This window comes from Limnobaculum xujianqingii (genome assembly GCF_013394855.1).
Taxonomy (GTDB): Bacteria; Pseudomonadota; Gammaproteobacteria; order Enterobacterales; family Enterobacteriaceae; genus Limnobaculum; species Limnobaculum xujianqingii.
Genome location: NZ_JABMLK010000002.1, coordinates 234,530 through 253,681 on the forward strand (window position 1 = coordinate 234,530; position 19,152 = coordinate 253,681).

General features: G+C 35.6%; 21 protein-coding genes and 1 pseudogene. 15 read left to right on the forward strand and 7 right to left on the reverse strand.

The genetic code is table 11. The features are described from left to right. Window positions 1-106 precede the first annotated feature (106 nt). A complete protein-coding gene (gene pduL, locus GOL65_RS14870) occupies window positions 107-799 on the forward strand; it encodes a phosphate propanoyltransferase (RefSeq protein ID WP_407657507.1) in 693 nt (230 codons plus the stop codon). Window positions 800-874: 75 nt separating this feature from the next. Next, complete coding sequence (locus GOL65_RS14875; RefSeq protein WP_140919464.1) at window positions 875-1,387, forward strand: endonuclease V; 513 nt, start codon at window positions 875-877, stop codon at window positions 1,385-1,387. Between the two features lie 96 nt (window positions 1,388-1,483). Here GOL65_RS14875 and GOL65_RS14880 read toward each other — a convergent pair whose 3' ends face one another. Continuing rightward, window positions 1,484-1,666 (reverse strand): hypothetical protein, encoded by a 183-nt coding sequence (locus tag GOL65_RS14880; protein ID WP_140919465.1) that lies wholly within the window; start codon window positions 1,664-1,666, stop codon window positions 1,484-1,486. A 432-nt stretch (window positions 1,667-2,098) separates the two neighbouring features. Between GOL65_RS14880 and GOL65_RS14885 the strand changes: the two genes are divergently transcribed. Both GOL65_RS14885 and GOL65_RS14890 read left to right on the forward strand, forming a co-directional pair. Continuing rightward, complete coding sequence (locus GOL65_RS14885) at window positions 2,099-3,163, forward strand: alpha/beta hydrolase (protein ID WP_140919466.1); 1,065 nt, start codon at window positions 2,099-2,101, stop codon at window positions 3,161-3,163. A 132-nt stretch (window positions 3,164-3,295) separates the two neighbouring features. Further along, window positions 3,296-4,147, forward strand: a complete 852-nt coding sequence (locus GOL65_RS14890) for an aldo/keto reductase (RefSeq protein ID WP_140919467.1) — start codon at window positions 3,296-3,298, stop codon at window positions 4,145-4,147. A 90-nt stretch (window positions 4,148-4,237) separates the two neighbouring features. Here GOL65_RS14890 and GOL65_RS14895 read toward each other — a convergent pair whose 3' ends face one another. Further along, on the reverse strand, window positions 4,238-5,131 hold the full coding sequence (locus tag GOL65_RS14895; RefSeq protein WP_140919468.1) for a LysR family transcriptional regulator: 894 nt from the start codon (window positions 5,129-5,131) through the stop codon (window positions 4,238-4,240). 811 nt (window positions 5,132-5,942) lie between these two features. Here GOL65_RS14895 and GOL65_RS14900 point away from each other — a divergent pair. The 4 genes from GOL65_RS14900 (at window position 5,943) to GOL65_RS14915 (ending at window position 8,768) form a co-directional block, all read left to right on the forward strand. After that, on the forward strand, window positions 5,943-6,224 hold the full coding sequence (locus GOL65_RS14900; protein WP_228723129.1) for a hypothetical protein: 282 nt from the start codon (window positions 5,943-5,945) through the stop codon (window positions 6,222-6,224). Window positions 6,225-6,332: 108 nt separating this feature from the next. Next, on the forward strand, window positions 6,333-6,842 hold the full coding sequence (locus tag GOL65_RS14905) for an HAD-IIIA family hydrolase (RefSeq protein ID WP_140919469.1): 510 nt from the start codon (window positions 6,333-6,335) through the stop codon (window positions 6,840-6,842). Between the two features lie 178 nt (window positions 6,843-7,020). Further along, on the forward strand, window positions 7,021-7,779 hold the full coding sequence (locus GOL65_RS14910) for a ComF family protein (protein WP_179038440.1): 759 nt from the start codon (window positions 7,021-7,023) through the stop codon (window positions 7,777-7,779). After that, window positions 7,779-8,768, forward strand: coding sequence for a DNA-processing protein DprA (locus GOL65_RS14915; RefSeq protein ID WP_179038441.1), 990 nt, complete (start codon window positions 7,779-7,781; stop codon window positions 8,766-8,768). The genes GOL65_RS14910 and GOL65_RS14915 overlap by 1 nt, the downstream gene beginning before the upstream one ends. A gap of 828 nt (window positions 8,769-9,596) precedes the next feature. Here GOL65_RS14915 and GOL65_RS14920 read toward each other — a convergent pair. Beyond that, complete coding sequence (locus GOL65_RS14920) at window positions 9,597-10,046, reverse strand: hypothetical protein (protein ID WP_140919472.1); 450 nt, start codon at window positions 10,044-10,046, stop codon at window positions 9,597-9,599. 546 nt (window positions 10,047-10,592) lie between these two features. Here GOL65_RS14920 and GOL65_RS14925 point away from each other — a divergent pair. The 7 genes from GOL65_RS14925 to GOL65_RS14955 all read left to right on the forward strand — a co-directional run bounded on the left by GOL65_RS14925 (window position 10,593) and on the right by GOL65_RS14955 (window position 15,762). Beyond that, the gene (locus GOL65_RS14925; protein WP_140919473.1) at window positions 10,593-10,766 is read left to right on the forward strand and encodes a helix-turn-helix transcriptional regulator; all 174 of its coding nucleotides are present in this window, start codon (window positions 10,593-10,595) and stop codon (window positions 10,764-10,766) included. 473 nt (window positions 10,767-11,239) lie between these two features. Then, window positions 11,240-12,295, forward strand: coding sequence for a hypothetical protein (locus GOL65_RS14930; RefSeq protein WP_181377704.1), 1,056 nt, complete (start codon window positions 11,240-11,242; stop codon window positions 12,293-12,295). Between the two features lie 591 nt (window positions 12,296-12,886). Further along, a complete protein-coding gene (locus GOL65_RS14935; protein WP_179038442.1) occupies window positions 12,887-13,354 on the forward strand; it encodes a cell envelope integrity TolA C-terminal domain-containing protein in 468 nt (155 codons plus the stop codon). 2 nt (window positions 13,355-13,356) lie between these two features. Then, complete coding sequence (locus tag GOL65_RS14940; RefSeq protein WP_140919476.1) at window positions 13,357-14,115, forward strand: hypothetical protein; 759 nt, start codon at window positions 13,357-13,359, stop codon at window positions 14,113-14,115. Between the two features lie 15 nt (window positions 14,116-14,130). Then, window positions 14,131-14,535: a hypothetical protein gene (locus tag GOL65_RS14945; RefSeq protein ID WP_140919477.1), complete on the forward strand. Its 405-nt coding sequence runs from the start codon at window positions 14,131-14,133 to the stop codon at window positions 14,533-14,535. Window positions 14,536-14,931: 396 nt separating this feature from the next. Then, window positions 14,932-15,282, forward strand: coding sequence for a hypothetical protein (locus GOL65_RS14950; RefSeq protein WP_140919478.1), 351 nt, complete (start codon window positions 14,932-14,934; stop codon window positions 15,280-15,282). Between the two features lie 246 nt (window positions 15,283-15,528). Next, window positions 15,529-15,762 carry a hypothetical protein gene (locus tag GOL65_RS14955; RefSeq protein ID WP_140919479.1) on the forward strand — a complete coding sequence of 78 codons (234 nt, stop codon included), beginning with the start codon at window positions 15,529-15,531 and terminating at the stop codon, window positions 15,760-15,762. A gap of 86 nt (window positions 15,763-15,848) precedes the next feature. On the opposite strand, the gene GOL65_RS14960 is transcribed toward GOL65_RS14955, so the two are convergent. The 4 genes and pseudogenes from GOL65_RS14960 to GOL65_RS14975 all read right to left on the reverse strand — a co-directional run bounded on the left by GOL65_RS14960 (window position 15,849) and on the right by GOL65_RS14975 (window position 19,091). After that, the gene (locus tag GOL65_RS14960; protein WP_140919480.1) at window positions 15,849-16,115 is read right to left on the reverse strand and encodes a bacteriocin immunity protein; all 267 of its coding nucleotides are present in this window, start codon (window positions 16,113-16,115) and stop codon (window positions 15,849-15,851) included. A 42-nt stretch (window positions 16,116-16,157) separates the two neighbouring features. Continuing rightward, window positions 16,158-16,634, reverse strand: a pseudogene (locus tag GOL65_RS14965) (transposase); the annotation flags it as partial. Window positions 16,635-16,798: 164 nt separating this feature from the next. After that, window positions 16,799-17,056, reverse strand: coding sequence for a bacteriocin immunity protein (locus GOL65_RS14970; RefSeq protein ID WP_140919481.1), 258 nt, complete (start codon window positions 17,054-17,056; stop codon window positions 16,799-16,801). Window position 17,057: 1 nt separating this feature from the next. Next, window positions 17,058-19,091, reverse strand: a complete 2,034-nt coding sequence (locus GOL65_RS14975; protein WP_140919482.1) for an S-type pyocin domain-containing protein — start codon at window positions 19,089-19,091, stop codon at window positions 17,058-17,060. Between the last annotated feature and the right edge of the window lie 61 nt (window positions 19,092-19,152).

Here is a 19,152-nt window from a genome sequence, read left to right on the forward strand (position 1 = left end):
CGTGGAGCGTTGTAAATGGGATCGTTAGCGCAAATCGGGAAATAAAATAGTGGTATTTCAATAAACCTACCCAATGCCATCATGTTATTAAGCCGAGCTTTTAAATATGAATGAGATAAATTCACCAATCTTGCCGACTCCTCAGCAAATGACGGCTGAGCAGACAGACGATAATCCGCTTTCTGCTTCAGCGGCCGATAGTAATAGCCCTACAGCTGATAGCCTGGCAGCGCTTATGGTGCCGGTAGGCATCTCGAACCGGCATGTTCACTTGTCCCGTGAAGATATGGATACACTGTTTGGTTCTGGTTCATCATTAACTCGCCTGAAAGCGGTTAAACAACCGGGGCAGTTTGCCGCCGAAGAGACAGTGACCCTGAAAGGGCCGAAAAAAGAGATTAACCATGTGCGCATTCTTGGCCCGCTGCGCAGTGAAACCCAGATTGAAATTTCGGTGGCTGACAGCTTTGTTCTGGGTGTGGATGCGCCGATTAAAATGTCCGGCGATCTTGCTGACTCCTGCCCGATTGAGATTATTGGTCCTGAGGGCCGCGTGAGTAAACCAGGCGGTGTGATTGTGGCATGGCGGCATATCCATATTCCCAGTGATATGGCAGCGAAGTACGGACTCACTGATGGTCAGGAAGTTAGCGTGCAAATAGAAGGAGATCGAGCCGGTATTATGCAGCGCGTTATGGTGCGGGCGACTGAGACTTCAGCACTCGAAATACACGTTGATGTGGAAGAAGCGAATGCCTACGGATTAAAAAATGATAGTCTGGTTAAAGTTGTTAAATAGGGCATTGAGTATGGTTAGCACTTACTCACCTGAAGCGTTCAGGTCTCGCAATCAATAAAGGAATATTAGAAAGTAATGCTTTTGGCTATTGATGTTTATTATATTGATAATTTAGCAAAAACGGTTGGGGTTTTGTTTGATAACTGGCAGGCTGATTCTCCAGCTGAAATCTTAGTGGCTTATAAACATGACATAGCGCCTTACCAGTCTGGCGAGTTCTATAAGCGTGAGCTTCCTTGTATTACTGAACTGCTTAAACAGGTGGATTTATCCACGCTATCTGCGATTATCGTCGATGGCTATGTCTGGCTGGACAATCAGGGAAAATCGGGTCTGGGAGACTATCTGTATCAATATATCAACCAGCAAGTGCCGATAATTGGTGTGGCAAAAAAAGCGTTCAATGAAAATACCCAATACGTCGCGGAGGTTTTTCGTGGCAAGAGTAATAAGCCACTGTATGTTACCGCGGTGGGTTTGCCATTAGAGAGCGTGGCGGAAGCGGTTCGCACTATGCACGGCAAGCATCGAATGCCAACGCTACTGACGCTTATGGATCAGCAGACCAAAATATTTAAGCTGGAGTGATGTTTATCTGTGGCCGCTCTGCGATCCCACTTATAGCTGAAACAGCTATAAGTGGTCGGATTGAATAACGTAATTACTGGTCAGGTGTGGCCAATATCAGACTGACCCCTCTGTGTGATAAAGCGCCTGAAACAGCGCTTCCATCTTCTCATGCAAAATAAACTGCAATGACTCTTTTACCGATGCTTCATTGATTTTGATTACCGCCGTAGCCAGAGCCAGGCACTGCTCCGCCAGTTCCAGCGGATCGTTGGGGGGTGAGTCGATAAGATTAAGCATGGAAACATCCTCCAATTTTCAGGCAATTTGCTGAAACAGAGGATCGTTTTTCCGATCCGGATCTGAAATTGGATCGAGGGTGATATATAAAATCAGGACGAGTTTGGGTATGCTTCACGACAGCCATGATGTTACTCCCAGTAACGTTGTGGTCAGAGACCCCGTTAGTGTTAGCGCACTGCGGGGTTTCGCTTTTTTCATTACCCGCAAAATTACGGGTAATCACCACACGGTATATTTGTACAAGGAAAGGGTCAATGGAGGAGGGAGGGGATATTTGGAAATGTCGGGGAGGATCGCAAAAGTTTGCAAGTGGATGATATTAACGTTACTTATTCATGAGCCAGATAAATAGGGCTATTCAGGGTGGCTAAATAATATACCTGAACAATTCAGGTAATATTAAGCAAAACTGACAGAGAGGACATAGCCTTGAAGACACTTATAAAAACGCTGGTGTTTTGTATGATAGCAGGTGGTTTTGTAGCCCAGTCCGTAAATGCAGAACCATTGATTATTCAGGAGCAAGGAAGCTTTTCCGTCGGTGGTACCGTCATTAACGCTCCCGGGACATTCGATGCTAAAAAGCCGCTGGATTCTGCCGGGCAGACTTATCATGGCGATCATGCTTATGTGTTTTATCAAATTCCGGAAAATCCCCATAAATATCCACTAGTCATGTTGCATGGTGCGGGACAGTTTTCTCGTACCTGGGAAAGCACACCGGATGGTCGTGAAGGGTTCCAGAATATATTCCTGCGTCGTGGGTTCTCAACTTATCTGGTGGACCAACCTCGCAGAGGTAACGCAGGCCGTAGTACAGTTGAAGGAATCGTGACACCAAAACCGGATGAGCAAATGTGGTTCAATCAGTTTCGAGTTGGCGTCTGGCCGGACTATTTTGAAGGCGTTCAGTTTTCTCATGATAAACAGGCTTTGAATCAATATTTCCGTCAGATGACTCCGAATACCGGGCCTTTTGATGTCAACGTCATTTCTGATGCTATGTCGGCAGTTGTTGATAAAACAGGGCCTTCAATCCTTTTTACTCATTCTCAGGGGGGCGGTCCTGGTTGGTATACTGCGATGAAAAACAACAAGGTGAAAGCGATTGTCGCCTTTGAGCCCGGCAGTAGCTTTGTGTTCCCGGAGAATGAACTGCCTGCACCGATGCCTAGCGCTTTTGATACCTTGAAAGGTGAGCCAGTACCTTTGAATAAATTTATAGCGTTAACCAAAATCCCTATTGTGATTTTTTACGGTGATAATATTCCGGATAAACCAACTGCAATGCCTGCGCAGGATAGCTGGCGTGTACGTCTGGCGATGGCCCGTGAATGGCGTGATGTGGTGAACAAGCACGGTGGTGATGTTACGGTTATTCATTTGCCTGAGAACGGTATTAAAGGAAATACGCATTTTCCGTTCTCCGATCTGAATAATGTCGAGATTGCCGATCTGGTCAGTAAGTTTCTGAAAGAAAAAAATCTTCAATAGCGTGAACACAGAGAGCAGGATTTATTCGTTTGTTAATGAATCCTGCTCATTAACCCTATCAAATTACCACCTCTAATCGAATAAATAATTCTGCGTTATGCTTTCTTCACACAGAGTATTGAGGATAACGTCATGCAAACAGTAAAACTGAATAACGGTATTGAAATGCCCCTGTTGGGCTTTGGTGTCTTTCAAATGACGGATACTGCAGAATGCGAACGTGCAGTTATTGACGCTATTGAGACAGGTTATCGCCTGATTGATACTGCTGCTTCCTATCAGAATGAAACGCAGGTAGGAAATGCACTTCAGCAGAGTGGTATTGCACGAGATGAACTGTTTATCACAACTAAATTGTGGTTGCAGGATACTAATTATGAAGGCGCAAAAGCACAGTTTGAACGTTCATTGAATCGCCTGCAATTGGATTATGTCGACCTGTATCTGATTCATCAGCCTTATGGCGATGTTCATGGCGCATGGCGGGCGATGGAGGAATTACATCAGGCTGGTAAAATCCGTGCAATTGGTGTCAGCAATTTTCAGCCTGATCGCCTGGCTGACTTGATGGCATTTAACAAGACGATTCCAGCTATAAACCAGATTGAAGTGAACCCGTTCAATCAGCAGTTGCATGCTGTGCCATGGATGCAAAGTCGTGGTATTCAACCGGAAGCGTGGGCACCGTTTGCGGAAGGCAAAAATGGCCTGTTTCAGAATCCAGTATTAGCCGCGATTGGTAACAAGTATGGCAAGAGTGTGGGACAAGTTATATTGCGTTGGCTCCTCCAGCGCGGCATTGTTTCGCTGGCAAAATCGGTACGTAAAGAACGCATGATAGAAAATATTAACCTGTTGGACTTCGAGCTTAATAATGAGGAGATGATAAAAATCAGTGCGATGGACACGGCAACCAGCGCTTTTTTCTCTCATCGTGACCCCGCCATGGTTGAATGGTTAACTGGCCGCAAACTCGATGTTTAATGACGGATCGTTCAGGTGTTGGTAAACGTTATCCCGTTTTTTACGAGCTTGTTGAGATCGTTAATATGGCTTGTGGTCACTCGCAAGCCATTATTCAGAATAACGCAGTGCATCAATCATAAGAGCAAAAGCGGTTGGATGTTGTTTTCTGCTTGGGTAGTAAAGGTAATAACCCGAAAAAGACGGACACCACTCTTCAAGAACCTGAATAAGTTCGCCTGATTTAACAAAGTCATCAATCATATCCTCCGGCACGCAGGCAATACCAAATCCTGATAACACCGCATCTATTCTTTCTGACAACAAATTAAATGTCAGTTGTCCTTCAACCCGGACACGTAGTGGCTTTCCTTCTTTCTCAAACTCCCAGTGATACAGGCCACCGGCGGTAGGTAAACGCATATTGATGCAGCAATGGTGTTGTAGTTCATGTGGGGTCAGGGGAATACTGTTTAATGCAAAATACGCAGGGGCGCCAACTACCGCCATACGCATATCCGGGCCTATTTTTACTGCAATCATATCTTTATCGACACTTTCGCCAAGACGAATTCCGGCATCAAAGCGGTTGTCCACGATATTAACGAAACCGTTATCAACTACCAGTTCAACATTAATGTCCGGATACTTGCGGAGAAACGGCTTCAGTTTTGGCCACAACAGGCTACGTGCTGCATGCTCCCCAGATGAAAGTCGGATATTACCAGATGCCGTACCGCTTAACTGAATGAGAGATTCCAGTTCCTGTTCAAGATCGGCAAGGCGGGGTTCGAGACAAGCGATGATTCTTGAGCCAGCTTCAGTAGGGGCAACACTCCGGGTGGTCCGGGTTAGAAGGCGAATATTTAAACGCTCCTCTAGTGTCTTCATTGCATGACTGAGCGCTGACTGTGAAACACCAAGTTTACCTGCTGCTTTGGTAAAACTTCTCTCGCGTGCAATAACAAGAAAAATTTGAAACTCATTGAAATTCTCTTTAAGCATTGTGCATTTCCTTAGTTCATACCCATCACCGTAGACAGAATTTATGAAACCGGTTCATAGATGCAATCATTTTAGCCTGATTACTCATGGCTATTACAGTTGGTATCCTTGAAATAGAGCACCAGCCATGAACTATATACTGTTTTTATAGGTAACCTATTTACTGAACCGGATGTGCCCATAATGAGTAGTAGATACTGATAGAAGTAAATATAATAAAAACATATTAAAATCAAAAAGATGTTGATAGGGTTGGCGATTTCAGACACAAAAAAAGACGCCCTTAAGCGTCTTTAACTGTCATTTTAATGGTGCTGAGGCTGACTCGAATTTTTTATTAATTTATTGATATTTAATTAAATTAATATTATTTTGAATTTTAAACCCCATTATTGACCCCTTTTACGTTAATCTTATATGAGTGTTAATTTATTGAATTAAATGTATTTTAATTAAATTATATTAAAATTCAATTTAACATACGAATCTTTATTTTTTGTGATTTTAAAATTTATCCACCAAGTTGTTGTAACTTGGCTCTCTGAACTTTTTATGCTGACTTTATCAAGTCGCTCTTAGGCTTAAATTGAGATGCATGTTTAATTTTGACAGCTGATATGTGTAAATTCCTTATCCCCCAGCGTCAGATATTATCCAAAAGATCAGCGATAACATATAGCTTAATAATCTATATTTTTTCTATTTAAATTTACGAGTGAAAATATTTAATCTTACTCACAGTAATATAATTAATTTTATGAGATATGGTATTAGTAACTTACATTTCATTTAGGTTTATAATGGGGAATATATGAAAATATCAATTTTATCTAAATTATTGATAACTTTTTTTACAATAACTTTATCCAGCGTATGTTTTGCTGATAGTGTCATGAAAGCTGAATTTGAAAATTTAGATGAGTGTCTTAAAGAAATAAAAATGAATACTGGATTAACTCTTAAAATTATCAGAGATAAACCAAGTATTGTTACTGGTAACTTGTCAAATGGTAAAACATTCGCTTGTGAAAGAAAAGAGTCTGGAACTAAAGGTGTTTATTATGAGGGATGGTATATGGTCGATGATAAGTAAGTGTTTTTTTAGTGTTTAGTATAGGTGTGTTGAAATCATCATAAAGATTAATTAATTTAGAGTTGCATAATTACAATACGTTATTAATTAGGTGTTAAGGTGAGAGTGATGAAAGTAGAAGCTGTTCTTTTTGACTTGGATAATACATTAGCAAACACAGATATATTACAGGATATTAGAAATAGACGTGCTTATGAAGAGTTAACTGATGCTATATTGAATAAGGTTATAGTATTTGAAAAGGGTGTTGAAATATTAAAGGAATTAAAATCAATGGGGGTGAAAATCGGCGTGGTAACAAACTCAGGTCGTGCATATGCCGAGAGGTTATTAACGTATTTTAAATTAAATTATTTTGATGTGGTGATAACATATACTGATGTTGGTGCTGGAGGTAAAAAACCATCTCCTGATGGGATTTTAATGGCTTTAAAGCAACTGAATGTTAGTCCAAGTCAAAATGTATGGTTTGTTGGTGATGACTATACGGATATTGAAGCTGCTTATAGAGCAGGTGTGAAACCGATAATCCCTACATGGGGACCAAAAAATTCTGTATCCCAGATGCCAGCAGCAGTTCTGAGTAGTACTTTTTTTTTTAGAAAGTGTAGAAGATAGTGATGCTGTAATTTTAGCTGCAGAAAAAAGTGCTGAACTTGGAACATTTAATTTTCCTAAAAAAAGACTCTATTTTGCACCATTAGATTTATCTTCAAATGTAATAATAGTAAAAAATGAATTTAAAATTGTATGTTTTGGTAGATATTATAGTCAAAAAAATATAATAACAGCGGCATTGCACGATGAACATGCGTTATCTCAGGATATCTATGAAAAAGAAATTGATCCTGATTTTATTGCACCAAAATATTGGGTTGACCTTTTAAGTCATGCAATAAAATCTCTGTATCAATATTATTTTAATAATAATACTGGTTTCGATATTGTTAGTGTAATTCCAGCAAAAAAGAATAAAAATCCAAGGTTAGAAAATCTATTGGAAAGAATATCTAAGAATTTTATTGGTGGAGTTAATTTTATTCCAGATCTTTTTATATTTTCAGAGAATGCTCGGAGCTTAAAAACCTTAAATCAACAGCAACGATATGTTGAAATAACTAATACACTTTTCTTAAATGATAAATATAGAAATTTAGTTCGTGGGAAAAGAGTATTAATCATTGATGATGTAATTACAACAGGTGCTACATTTGAAAGAGCATTTAGTATATTGAATGAAAATCAATCTTATATCGTTCTTGGTTTATGTTTAGCTAAAACGGTATCAATAAATGAAACCAGTAAAATTTGTGATTCTTGTGGTAGAACTATGAGAATTCTTAAGAACTCTGATACTGAAATAAGATTTTGGGGGTGCACGGGTTTTAATGATACGAATACCCCTTGTAGCCATACAGAAAGTATAGTTGTTAAAGATTGCCCTCTCTGTGGACGTTCAATGTATAAACACTATAATAGGCAGCATAACTCTTACTTTTTATCTTGTGAGGGTTGGAACAAAAATCCGAAATGTACTTACAGCGAGTCATTATAATGAATGTAATATCTTCAAATACAAAGAAGATTTTAGAGTTGAGTGCTATAACTGGTGTCGGTGCTAAAACACTTAACTCACTTAAGAATCTACCTGATTTTTCAGCAATGACTACCAAGGAGTTAATTAATTTGGTTCCTTCATTAGATAATAAAATTAATAAATTATCTGATTTATATGATTTTGCTGAAAAACAAATTAGTTTTGGTGAAACACTAAGCCATACGATAATTTCTCAATTTGATGATGTGTATCCGAAAAATTTGATGGGATTAGAGGATGCACCTGCCTTATTGTATTGTTCTGGTGATGTGAGTATTTTAAATAAAAAATGCATTTCTGTTATAGGTACTCGTGAACCTACTGAACATGGGAAAATATTTGCAAAAAATATATCTAAGTGGTTTGTTTCTAATGGCTGGAATATTGTGAGTGGCTTAGCAAAAGGGATAGATACAATTGCACATGAATCTTGCCTTAACTCAAATGCAAAAACTATAGCAGTGCTTGCTCATGGACTTGGTAGTAAAGTCTATCCAGCTGAAAATAGAGGGCTTGCTCAGAAAATTATTCAAGATGGGGGAGTGTTGCTTAGTGAGTATCCTTATGGCTCGAGTATTTTTAAAACAAATTTTGTTCAGCGAGATAGGATTCAAGCAGGATTGTCAGCGGCTGTATTTCTAATACAAAGTGATATATCTGGCGGAAGCCTACATGCTTCAAGAGCAATTTTGAAATATAAAAGACCCTTAGTTGTCACAGGGCAATCATCTAAAGATAGAAAGAATAATGAGCCTAAGATTCAAGCTAATTTGGGATTATTATACGGAGAGGATAATGATATTAGGAATATTTTAAAATTGGATCATATTGATAGAAATCTAATTCTGAAGATGTTTACAAGTAAGGATTATTTCAGCATTGAGAAGTTAATTGAGAACTTAGCAAAAAAAAATGATGTTAACTATTCTCAGCAATTCGATTTCTAATTTTATTTAATTTATAACGATATGATATATTTTGTACGAAGTAATAGCGAAGGCAATCACACTTGGAATCCATGATAATATCTGAAAAAATATTAAGTATTTTGATAGTGTTTCTTGATTTGTATTGAGATTTTCATTTGTACTGTTAATGATCTTTTTTAAATCCTCTGGGTAGGTATTACTTTTAATCAAAATGGGGTCGAATGTTATGTCTTTCGCATTACATATTATTTTGAATTGCTTATATTGATTTCTAACTACTAAAAATATAAAAATAGATGTTAATATAATTCCTCCAAATAATATAATTATTTCCATAATAGAGTCCACTTTAATTATTCCAAGGGATGCAACAAGAGAAATTGGAATTCCAAGTAGTTTAGTTATCATATCAGTCATTATTTTTGATGACTTTTCTGCCAGTGCTATTTCAGTTTCTGCAATTTCTTTTCTGACTTTATGAAATGAAAATCCACTAAGATATGTATTTAGATTATTTTGATATAACTTTATAAAATCATCCCATTTATTTAATAGGGTAAAGAATATTTTTTCGTATTCTATATTTGATAAAAAATCAAATAGAGTATTAACGAAAATACCTTTTCTGTCATAATAGTGAATATCTTTTAGTTTTTGGTTTTCAGATAGTAATGTTAATATATCAAAGTTGGCATTGCTTATTAATAAAGTTTCCTCGCTTATTTGAGTATTAATAATTAATGGGTGAGTATTTGAACTCGCACTTTTTAGGAAAATAAGATTGTTCTGCCAATTATCACCGCCTGAGTGATTATAATTAGATATACTTGTTAATGAGTTAATGAGTTAATGAGTTAATGAGTTAATGAACGTGCAGATCTTTTCTAATTTTTCTACTTCTTTTGGTTTGTTTTCATCATCAGGATAATAATCCTCTTCAATTAAATAATATTCATTTGAAAGTTTTCCTGTATTAAGGTGTGGTGTTTTTTTAATAAAATCTTTTATGTTAATAAAGAACGATGATGATGTTCCTGTAGATATATGAATAGAAAGAAAAATTTTATTCCCTGATGTTGGAATTACATCATGATCATCGTATTGTTCATCATCTATAACGATTTCTGAAAAGTATCCCCAATCAGTACTGTCAGGATCGTGAACTTTAATCGCGCATAGAATTTCATGGATTTTATTGGTATATGTAGTTTCAATTTCAAAACTATAACTTTCTTCATTAAAGGTTGGTTTACCTAATAATCTATATAGCTCAACGATACTTTTTAGTAAACTCATTTTATTCCCATAAAGCTCAGTTTTTAAAACAAAGAAGAAATATTCTTCAGTGGTGGGCAGATTACCTTGACTATATTATCATTACTCCAGCCTCACCAGATGAATATGCTCAAATAAATGATGGTTCATATCAATCTATAAAATAAATTCATTTTTAATAAACCCAATGAAATATATTGATATGATTTTATTGGGTTTATATTATCATTGAGTGATATTGACAATAATAAAATTATATATGATAATATTACACATATGTTTGATAATATAATTTATCAATTTGATGTTTAGTGTTTAAAATAAAGAGTAATGAACTAAAGATAAAATGTAGTATCCCTACTTTTCTCCCATCTTTCATCCGATTAACCCCATCAATGCACAGAATATCTTCACTTGCAGCTTAGAGAACCAAGCATAGGTATTGTTCTGTGAAACTTCACATATAGAAAAAGCAACAAGGTTATTCGATTAACTATATGTTAATACTAAGCTTTCATCTATGAAGTGCATATAACTAAATCAAAGGACTATATATCGAGTAAAAAAATGAAATTTCTTAAATTAAAAGATGTCATAGAAATGACCGGAATGGCAAAAAGCACTATCTACGCAAGGATTCAAGCAGGAACATTTCCTAAGCAATATAAGTCAGGTACAAAAAGTTCAGTTTGGCTTCTCAGTGAGATTATTACATGGATGGAAAATATTATTAATAAATAACAATAGAATTTTAGCAAAAAAATCATTGTTTATCATTCAACCTGAGACATAAGGTTGACTTCAGCATAAAAGAGAAAAAATGAAAGTAATAAAAAAATACACTCCAAAAAATAATAATTGGAGTGAAATAAATAAATTAAAATATAAACGAGGTGGCAAGGTGCATTATATCTATATTTTAGACATTAGTTACATATTATTTTGTATTATAATGGATAGGCAAGTGTATATAATAATTACCAACACTACCTCTTACAGAGGTAATAACCATAAATATGAGATACACATTAATACATGAAATAACAAAATACTTAAATCCATTAACAAATCACTTTATAGATAAATTTAATACTCATTATTCTACTCTACAAAAGCGTAAATTTGATGATGAGTTACTTCTTTATTCTATAAACTCTTTACTAACAAACGCTTTATATTCTATTCATAACAATTACACTACTGGTGTACTTCCTATGAATCGAAATAAATATATAACAACCATCGTTAATGGACATGAAATTAAGTTTAAAGGATGTTATAAATATTCTTTATTATTCTGGGAAATGTTAGAGGATTTAAACTATATTTCTATAAAGCGAGGGCAACGATCTTATACTAAAATCTGTTATAGTTATATAACTCTACTTGAACCCTTAATAGAATTATTAACCCCTTATCTGAAAAATGTAAATCTATTACCTTTGAATAATTGTATAATACTAAGAGATAAGGAAAAGAATACTGTTAATTATAAACGTTGTAAACTAATCAGACATAAGATAAATCTTATTAATAATTACAATAAATTATTACTTAATACTTCTGTCAATGAAATATCTACTAATTCTGATTTCTGTATTCAATTTCATCGAATTTACAATACTAACTTTGAAAAGGGCGGTAGATATTATGAACATAATGGTCTCGTCCAATGTATGAAATCATCATTGCGTAGAAACATATTAATTAATGGACAAGAAACTGTTGAAGTAGATTTTAAATCTTTACACCCAAGATTAATTTATACTGCTTCGGGTATTGATTTGGCTGATGATTTCGATCCTTATGCTATTTCTCCTATCTTATTTGGATTATCCGATACTCCTGAGGTCAGAAAGCAATTAAGACGTCTTGCTAAATTCGGATTGTTGATACTTATTAATGCTTCAAATTATCATAAATCCCGTGGAGCTTTAGATAAAGAATTTAATGAAGCTAAGATTGAAGGTGAGTTTGATCTATTACCTGATGACTTGTGTATTCGTACTGTTATTAATGCATTGAAAAAGGTCAATCCTAATATAGCAAAATGCTTTCATACTGGTCTTGGATCTTTACTTCAGTGTCATGATAGTGATATTGCTGAACTAATAATTCAGCATTTTACTGATAAGAATATACCTATTATTCCTATTCATGATAGTTTCATCATTGCTAAAGAATTTGAACACGAAATGCATGATGTGATGAAAAGCTCTTATAAGTGTATTATGAAAACTTCATCAAATTGTATTGTTGAAACAAAATAAATAATATAGTCCTGACCTCAAGTCAGGATTTTTTTTAAATAGATATAATGATTTTTTTTAGCTCTGTAAGAGATTTTAAGCTGTTTTTATCACTACCCTACCTTACTCTATACCTAATCAATCTAATCTCTTCTAACTGCGTTATAGTTCGATAAACAATAGGTTAAATATCAAACCACTCTTACTGGCAATAGACTGCCATGTTTGCTCTCCGTAAATCCTCCCAGCTCTTTTTTTTCTTTCTCTCATATTCTAAAAAAATACCTTATCACATTGATTTAAAATAAAAAATAAACCTTTCACTAAGAATAACCATCAATTTAAAAGACTTAACTTGAAACAAATGACTACATTGATCAATGATAACGATCAATTTGATCGATAATTAATTATTTTACAATATATAAATTTATTTTAAATTTAATATTCGATATAAATGGGTTGGCTTTTTGATTAAGTGCAGAAGAAAATCTGGTTAAGTCACTACATATCATCAGAAATAGATAGGAAATGGAGATAAATGAAAGGATTAGCCATTACAGGATTAGTTTTAGCCATATTATCAATACTTGTGCCATCAGGATTTTTATCATGAAAAGGATATTGCTACTGATACCACTACTTTATTGCTCGTATTCCTACGGAGAACCAGAACCATTCTCTGTAGAAAGTATTGAAGGATTTGAGCAAAACATGCCTACAGAGCCACAACAACCCGAAGAAACAAAGCCCAAAGCCTCTTATGAAGAAATGACTACATACCGTACTGCAATCCATGATTCGGTTATGCGTAATTTTGCTAAGTCAGAGGAATATAAAGGTAAGCAGTGTGAAATTCGTCTTCACTTTGATGAAGATGGCAAACTTCATTATGAAGGTAAAAGCCTCAGAATGTTCAACGGTGATGGCACACTCTGTAGTGCTGCATTTAAAGCCATTACCACTGCAAAACTTCCTAAACCACAAAATTCAGATATTCATAACGAATTTAAAATCATCTTTTTCTACTTTCATTCTAATGATTTTGTCATGAAAAACTTTAGTGAATATGAGGAATAATTATGGTCAGTTCTTGGCTAAAAACACTTATCGCTATTGTTGGAATGACAGCATCATTTTATAGCGCTGCAACCATACCTGATTACGATAAAGCCTATGGTAATACGAGATGTCATGATAACCATAAGCAATATAAGGCAGTAAGAGAAAAGATTTCGCAGTTAGGACAAATTACAGACTCAAAAGTAAAGCAACTCACTGGTAAGCCAACATTGGGAAAACAGTTTAACTTTCTTCCTAATCTATTAATGATCCCTTTTCCTCAAAAGATATCTGACAGGGTTAATCAGGACAAAATGTATGGGGGAGAATTCGCAGATAAATTAGCGTGTGTGCAAATGTTTGAAATTGACTATCACAAGATTGCTTATCATTTGTTTTATCGAATTAAAGGTGACCAAATCCAATATCACGATATTGGCACTGTTATTGTTGCTGACAACAAGAAAAAAGATGAGTTTTTGTCTTGTAAAGAAGCCGCCAAAAACATTATTGAACATCATGAAAAACAAGGCGAATACAGAAAATCATATCTGGTCGGTATAGGAATTCCTTTTGGATTTAACCGCGTAGATAAATTCAATAAAGGAAAACTGAATGGTGTTCCCTCAAATGCAGTGCAATGTCAAATGAAGGCACTTCCGAGAGAAAATGCAAAACATGAATATATTCTTTATTACACATGGGAGACCACTAAAAAGGCAAGATTTATTGGTGAAGATAAAATCTATATCAATGTCCGGATTGTTGATGAGAAATAATTAAAGGAACTTAATATGAACGTTAAAAAAGTAGAAAATCAGATTATTTTGAGCTTATCCATTATAGGGTTAGCTTTGTCAGTTATTTCAATTATATATCTGCTAAATATTTCATCGAAAAATGAATATACAGATTGTCTATTTATCTCTTTAGCTTCATTTTTATTTAATTTAATCTCATCTGTTAATGGAAGGTATAAAATCATTTTAATAACCGTAGGTCTGAATCTAACTTTTTCATTTATCATGACAATGAGTTCCAGCTTTTCTAATGAAATAAAAGATACCTTTAGAGATTATCACTTTTGGTTTACAGGGCTGACATTAGCAGGTGTGGCAATAAATTATATTCAGGAAAGAGCACAAGGTGTAAAAAACATCGCTAATGAAGAAGCATTAAATGTAAATGCTGAGAGCTGATATTATGACTAATTTTGAAAGATATAATAAAGTGATGAAGATAATAAAAATGACAGTAATTATCATTAGCCTGTTATTGGCAATTTTATCACTATATGAAGTATTTAATAAGAAATTAACAGGAGGATATAATCTTTCATTCTTGTCATTAGCTATCGTTTTAATTTATTCACTGAGTCAATATAAAAGAATTATCTTGGCTACTATCTCAATAAATACATTCAACATATTTTTTATACTCTTTATTGAAGCCATCAATAATAGAATAATTAATGAGTATAACAATCTTAATTATCACTTCTTTGTTTTGGCGACATCAATCATCTTTTTCATGTTAAAGCATTATTCTCAAAAAGAATCATCAAACAATTCCGTTCATTAAATCACGAGGTAAAAATGAAAATCTCAACAGTCTTAATCATTGCTATTTCAGCCATATCATTCTCAGCCAGTGCAAGCGTATGGACGATTAAAACACAGAAAAACCTGAACGCTCCTTATGGTTCAAAAGTGATTGAAAAAAACAGTGTCTGTACATTTGATAAGGCTTTTTACAATGATGTCAACAGCGCTAATAAAGTCGGTGCTGGCGTAGCTAAAGAGCTCATTGATGAACAAATGGAAAAAGATGAAGCAAACATTAATCAGGCTATAGCCGCCGCCTCTTCAGAAAAAGAAAAGAACAAAATCATGCGTGAAACACAAGATGTTGGAAGTTGTTATATGCATCTGAGACGACAATTCTAATTGTTTATTACCTAAATAATAAGAGAAAAATCATGAATACATTCATTTTAATTATGGTTCTTATGGGTAGTAAATAAATCACTGTAGACCATATTGAATTTGATAGTAAAGAAAGTTGTGAAACGGCAATGCATAACATTATGGAAAGCATTGGCAGTGAAAGACATCACCTTTCATGTGAAAAGAAATAACATCATTTAATATTTAATGTGGTTCTGTCAGGAACCACATTTTTTTGGAGAAAAGATGAGAGAAGTTGAAGCCATCATTTTATTAGATAAAAAACATGTCAATAACAATATAAAACATTTAATCTTTCAGGAAAAAGATCACCATCTTTTTATAAAGATAAAAACATTTAATAACTATAGAAAAGATGATGAGACTGTTTTACATAACATTTATCATCATCTTTTTGAATTGGGTATCGATGTTTACAATATTGAAGTAAATATTTTATGGAATGAATTTACATATTAGTGTTATTCAATGAAATCTATAAGCTTTAGTAAGATATTAACTAATCAGGAAGATTAGCCGCCAAATTAATGACGGCTACAGAAAAATTAGTTAGAGTCTTTGAAGTTGGGTAACCCTTGCGAAGAGCGCCATTGTTTAATTATTTTAGTGATTGCTTCCGGAGTACTATCAGCATCTGATGGGGCATAGTAAATTAAATCGGCTCCTTCGGGATGAGCCGTAATACGTTCAAAATGTTCCAATAATATATCTAACTTTTCGTCTGTTGGTGCTGCATTTTCTTTAAAAATTTCCTTCATACATTCAATGAATTCATATTCTGTGTAATCTGTAATAGAATTTTTTAGTTTCATTATATTCGAGTCTGTCCATAATTCTGTGTAACTGCCAACCTATTAAAAGTGATCGTCTAAGCGGTCACCGAACTCGATAATAAAACGACTCATTGCCAACCGCCAGTTCTGGATCGGCATATTCCATTTTTTCGACGCCGCCTGGATTGCCAGATAAATCACTTTTCGCACTGAATCGTCTGTCGGGAATACTTTACGCTTCTTAATCGCCTGCAGGATCACGCTGTTCAGCGATTCGATAGCATTGGTCGTATAGATGGCCTTGCGGATATCCGCGAGATAACCGAAGAACGTGTTGAGATTTTCTCAGTGAGTTCGCCAGCTTTTGCTGATTTGCGGGTATTTCTCATCCCAGACGCCTGCGAACTTCTCCAACGCCATCAGAGCCGCTTCCTCTGTCGGAGCCTGGTACACCATTTTCAACCCGCTGGTGACCGCTTTATAGTCTTTCCACGACACATACTTCAGGCTGTTACGCACCATGTGGATAATGCACAGCTGAATGTGGGTTTGCGGATAACGTAGGGATGACCGCCGAGACTCATCATTTTCATTAATGACTTTATCCGCATCATGCAAATGTACCAGTGCGACCAGCATATATATGCAGAAATAAAAGTTAATACCACTGCTGTTAACAGTGGTATTTATTAAGGAAAATATGATATAGCACCTATTCGATTTTAGGCCTTTTTAAATCCTGGCTTATTGTTGGCTGCTCGCCATTCTTTTACTTCTTTAACAATACCTTCTGGACTGTCCTCTCTACCATCATTTGGATAAAATATAAGATCACTTTTATCTGGATGCTCTGACAATTGTTCAAATTCTATGACAGCTTTTGTTTGTTCAGATTCTGATTCATAATCAGCATCACATATTTTACGGACAAAATCTAAGAATTCACTTTCGGTATAATCAGAAATAGTTTTTTTATCCATTTTATTTACCTTCTTTATGTATTTCAATGTGACGTTTAGGTGTTGTGATAATAATATTATCAATATGATAAACAAGTCCACCTTTACTAATTTGTTGTATATGGTGGAGTTCAAACCGTTTTCTACCACCAACACTCTCTGAATTTTTAGTAAAAGGCGAGTGTCCTTTCCTTAAGTAACTTTGGTTATTCGGGTTAAACTGTGCCATTAGTTCAGGTTCTTTTCCAACTTCTTCCCACAATGCTTTTCTGAATTGATCGAAGTTTGAAAATTTACGCCCCCTCATCCTATTCGCAATTTGAACTGGAATTGGGGCACCCTCTTGGGCTGCGCTATTCAACCACCCATCTCCGACAACAGCACCATTCCCTGAAACTTCGCCTGGTTTATATCGGGGACTGCTAAGCATGATATAAATAGCTTCAAGTCCACTATCAGCAGGGAAAATTAAAACAAAATCACTAAAGTGAATATCTTCCGGCACTGGTGATATAAATACCTGAGGGAAATCGAATAACTGTGCTGTTGTACCAGTATGTGTTGGTAGCTTAATTTCAGGAATAGGAATGCCTAACGGTGGAATATTTGTTTTAGGTGGATTTATTGGTGTTATTAAAATAGTTTCAAATGTTCCTGGTAAGCTTACACTATATAACTCAGAGTGCTTATCAAACTGAGGGAATAAAACCGGAACCAGTGATGGTACCCCACCTTCAGTTGCCTGATAGAGAATTAAATTTATTTCGTCACCATTTAGCACCATTTCACCACGTAGTGAGATATTGGCTACAAAATTGTTAGGTTCTATCTCGTAAACATCATCCAAGCCAACGGGTATTGCCAGGGCTAAATCTTTGTGATTAGGTGATGTTATTGAGAGTAATTCAAAACCTGAATCATCAAGGGGAACTTCAAAATTATTGATAAGAGATGAAACGCTATGCAATACAGTTTCAACGTCTTCCGACAGTTCACATTCACCAGAGCCTAAAACGGATAACTGGAATATTTTATCGGTAGTGCTGCCTTTGAAAGGAATAACATTTTCGTTGGTTAATAAATCAGAAATTTCTTGTTGTCTGGATTGAATGGCTACCTTCTTTAATCTTTCTTCCTCCGCTCTTTTCTCAGCTTCGATCCTGTCTTTTTCTGCCTGTATCTCAGCCGCAATCCGATCTCTTTCGGCTTGTGCTTCCGCAGCGATACGATCCTTTTCTGCCTGAATTTTAGCGTGTTCAAAGGCCAGTTTATCTCGCTCGTTTTTCAACAGATTTTCAGCATTATTTAGTGCGGCTTTAGCATTATTAATGGCTGTTTGAGCCAAAATTAACTGATCACTGAGATAATATAAGTCTTCAAGATAATATTTACGTTGTTGTATCTCAATACTTGTTGTTACTGGTGGTAATGGATGTGTGGTTTCCCAGCTTTTTCTTATATAATAGACAACATTTCCGGGTATATTAATTCGGATAGTTTTGGGTGACATTGGATAGTCAAATGCACCATATACAATACGGCGTTCAGGGCGAACAAACGTCATTGGATTATTTGTTACATCAGTTATTAATAATCCAAATGGTGTACTTTTAGCCTGACTTAGCAGTAATTGCTTCTTATTTACATCAAGTTCAGCGGTTGCAATTCTGAGTTCCAGTGCCTCGATTGGATAAGCTTTTTCCCAGGCCTCTTTTTCTTTTCGGGCTTTTTCTGCCTGAGCTTCTCGTTCAGCCTCTGTTAATATTGGGGATACTGATACATAGACGGGTGCATGTCCGGAACCATCAGGGAATGCAACAATAGCATGATGAGTCTCTACTTTTTCTGCGGCTGATACTGGTGTGGTAAATGTTGGGCCAGTTTCGGCTATTTTGGAAGGAGCAGATACCAGCTGGTTCGTCATATTAATCTGCATTGCGGGTTTACCTGGCACAATCGCTGCGGTGTATACGTTTTTTTGCGATGTGGGTTGGGCCTTTACAACGGTAGCAATATCTCTTTTATTAGATGCTACAGGGGTATTTAAACTCATCATTTGTAGTGCAGACGAAATGATGTTTGCCGGAACACCTTGACATCCTCCCCGCCCTAAAGGG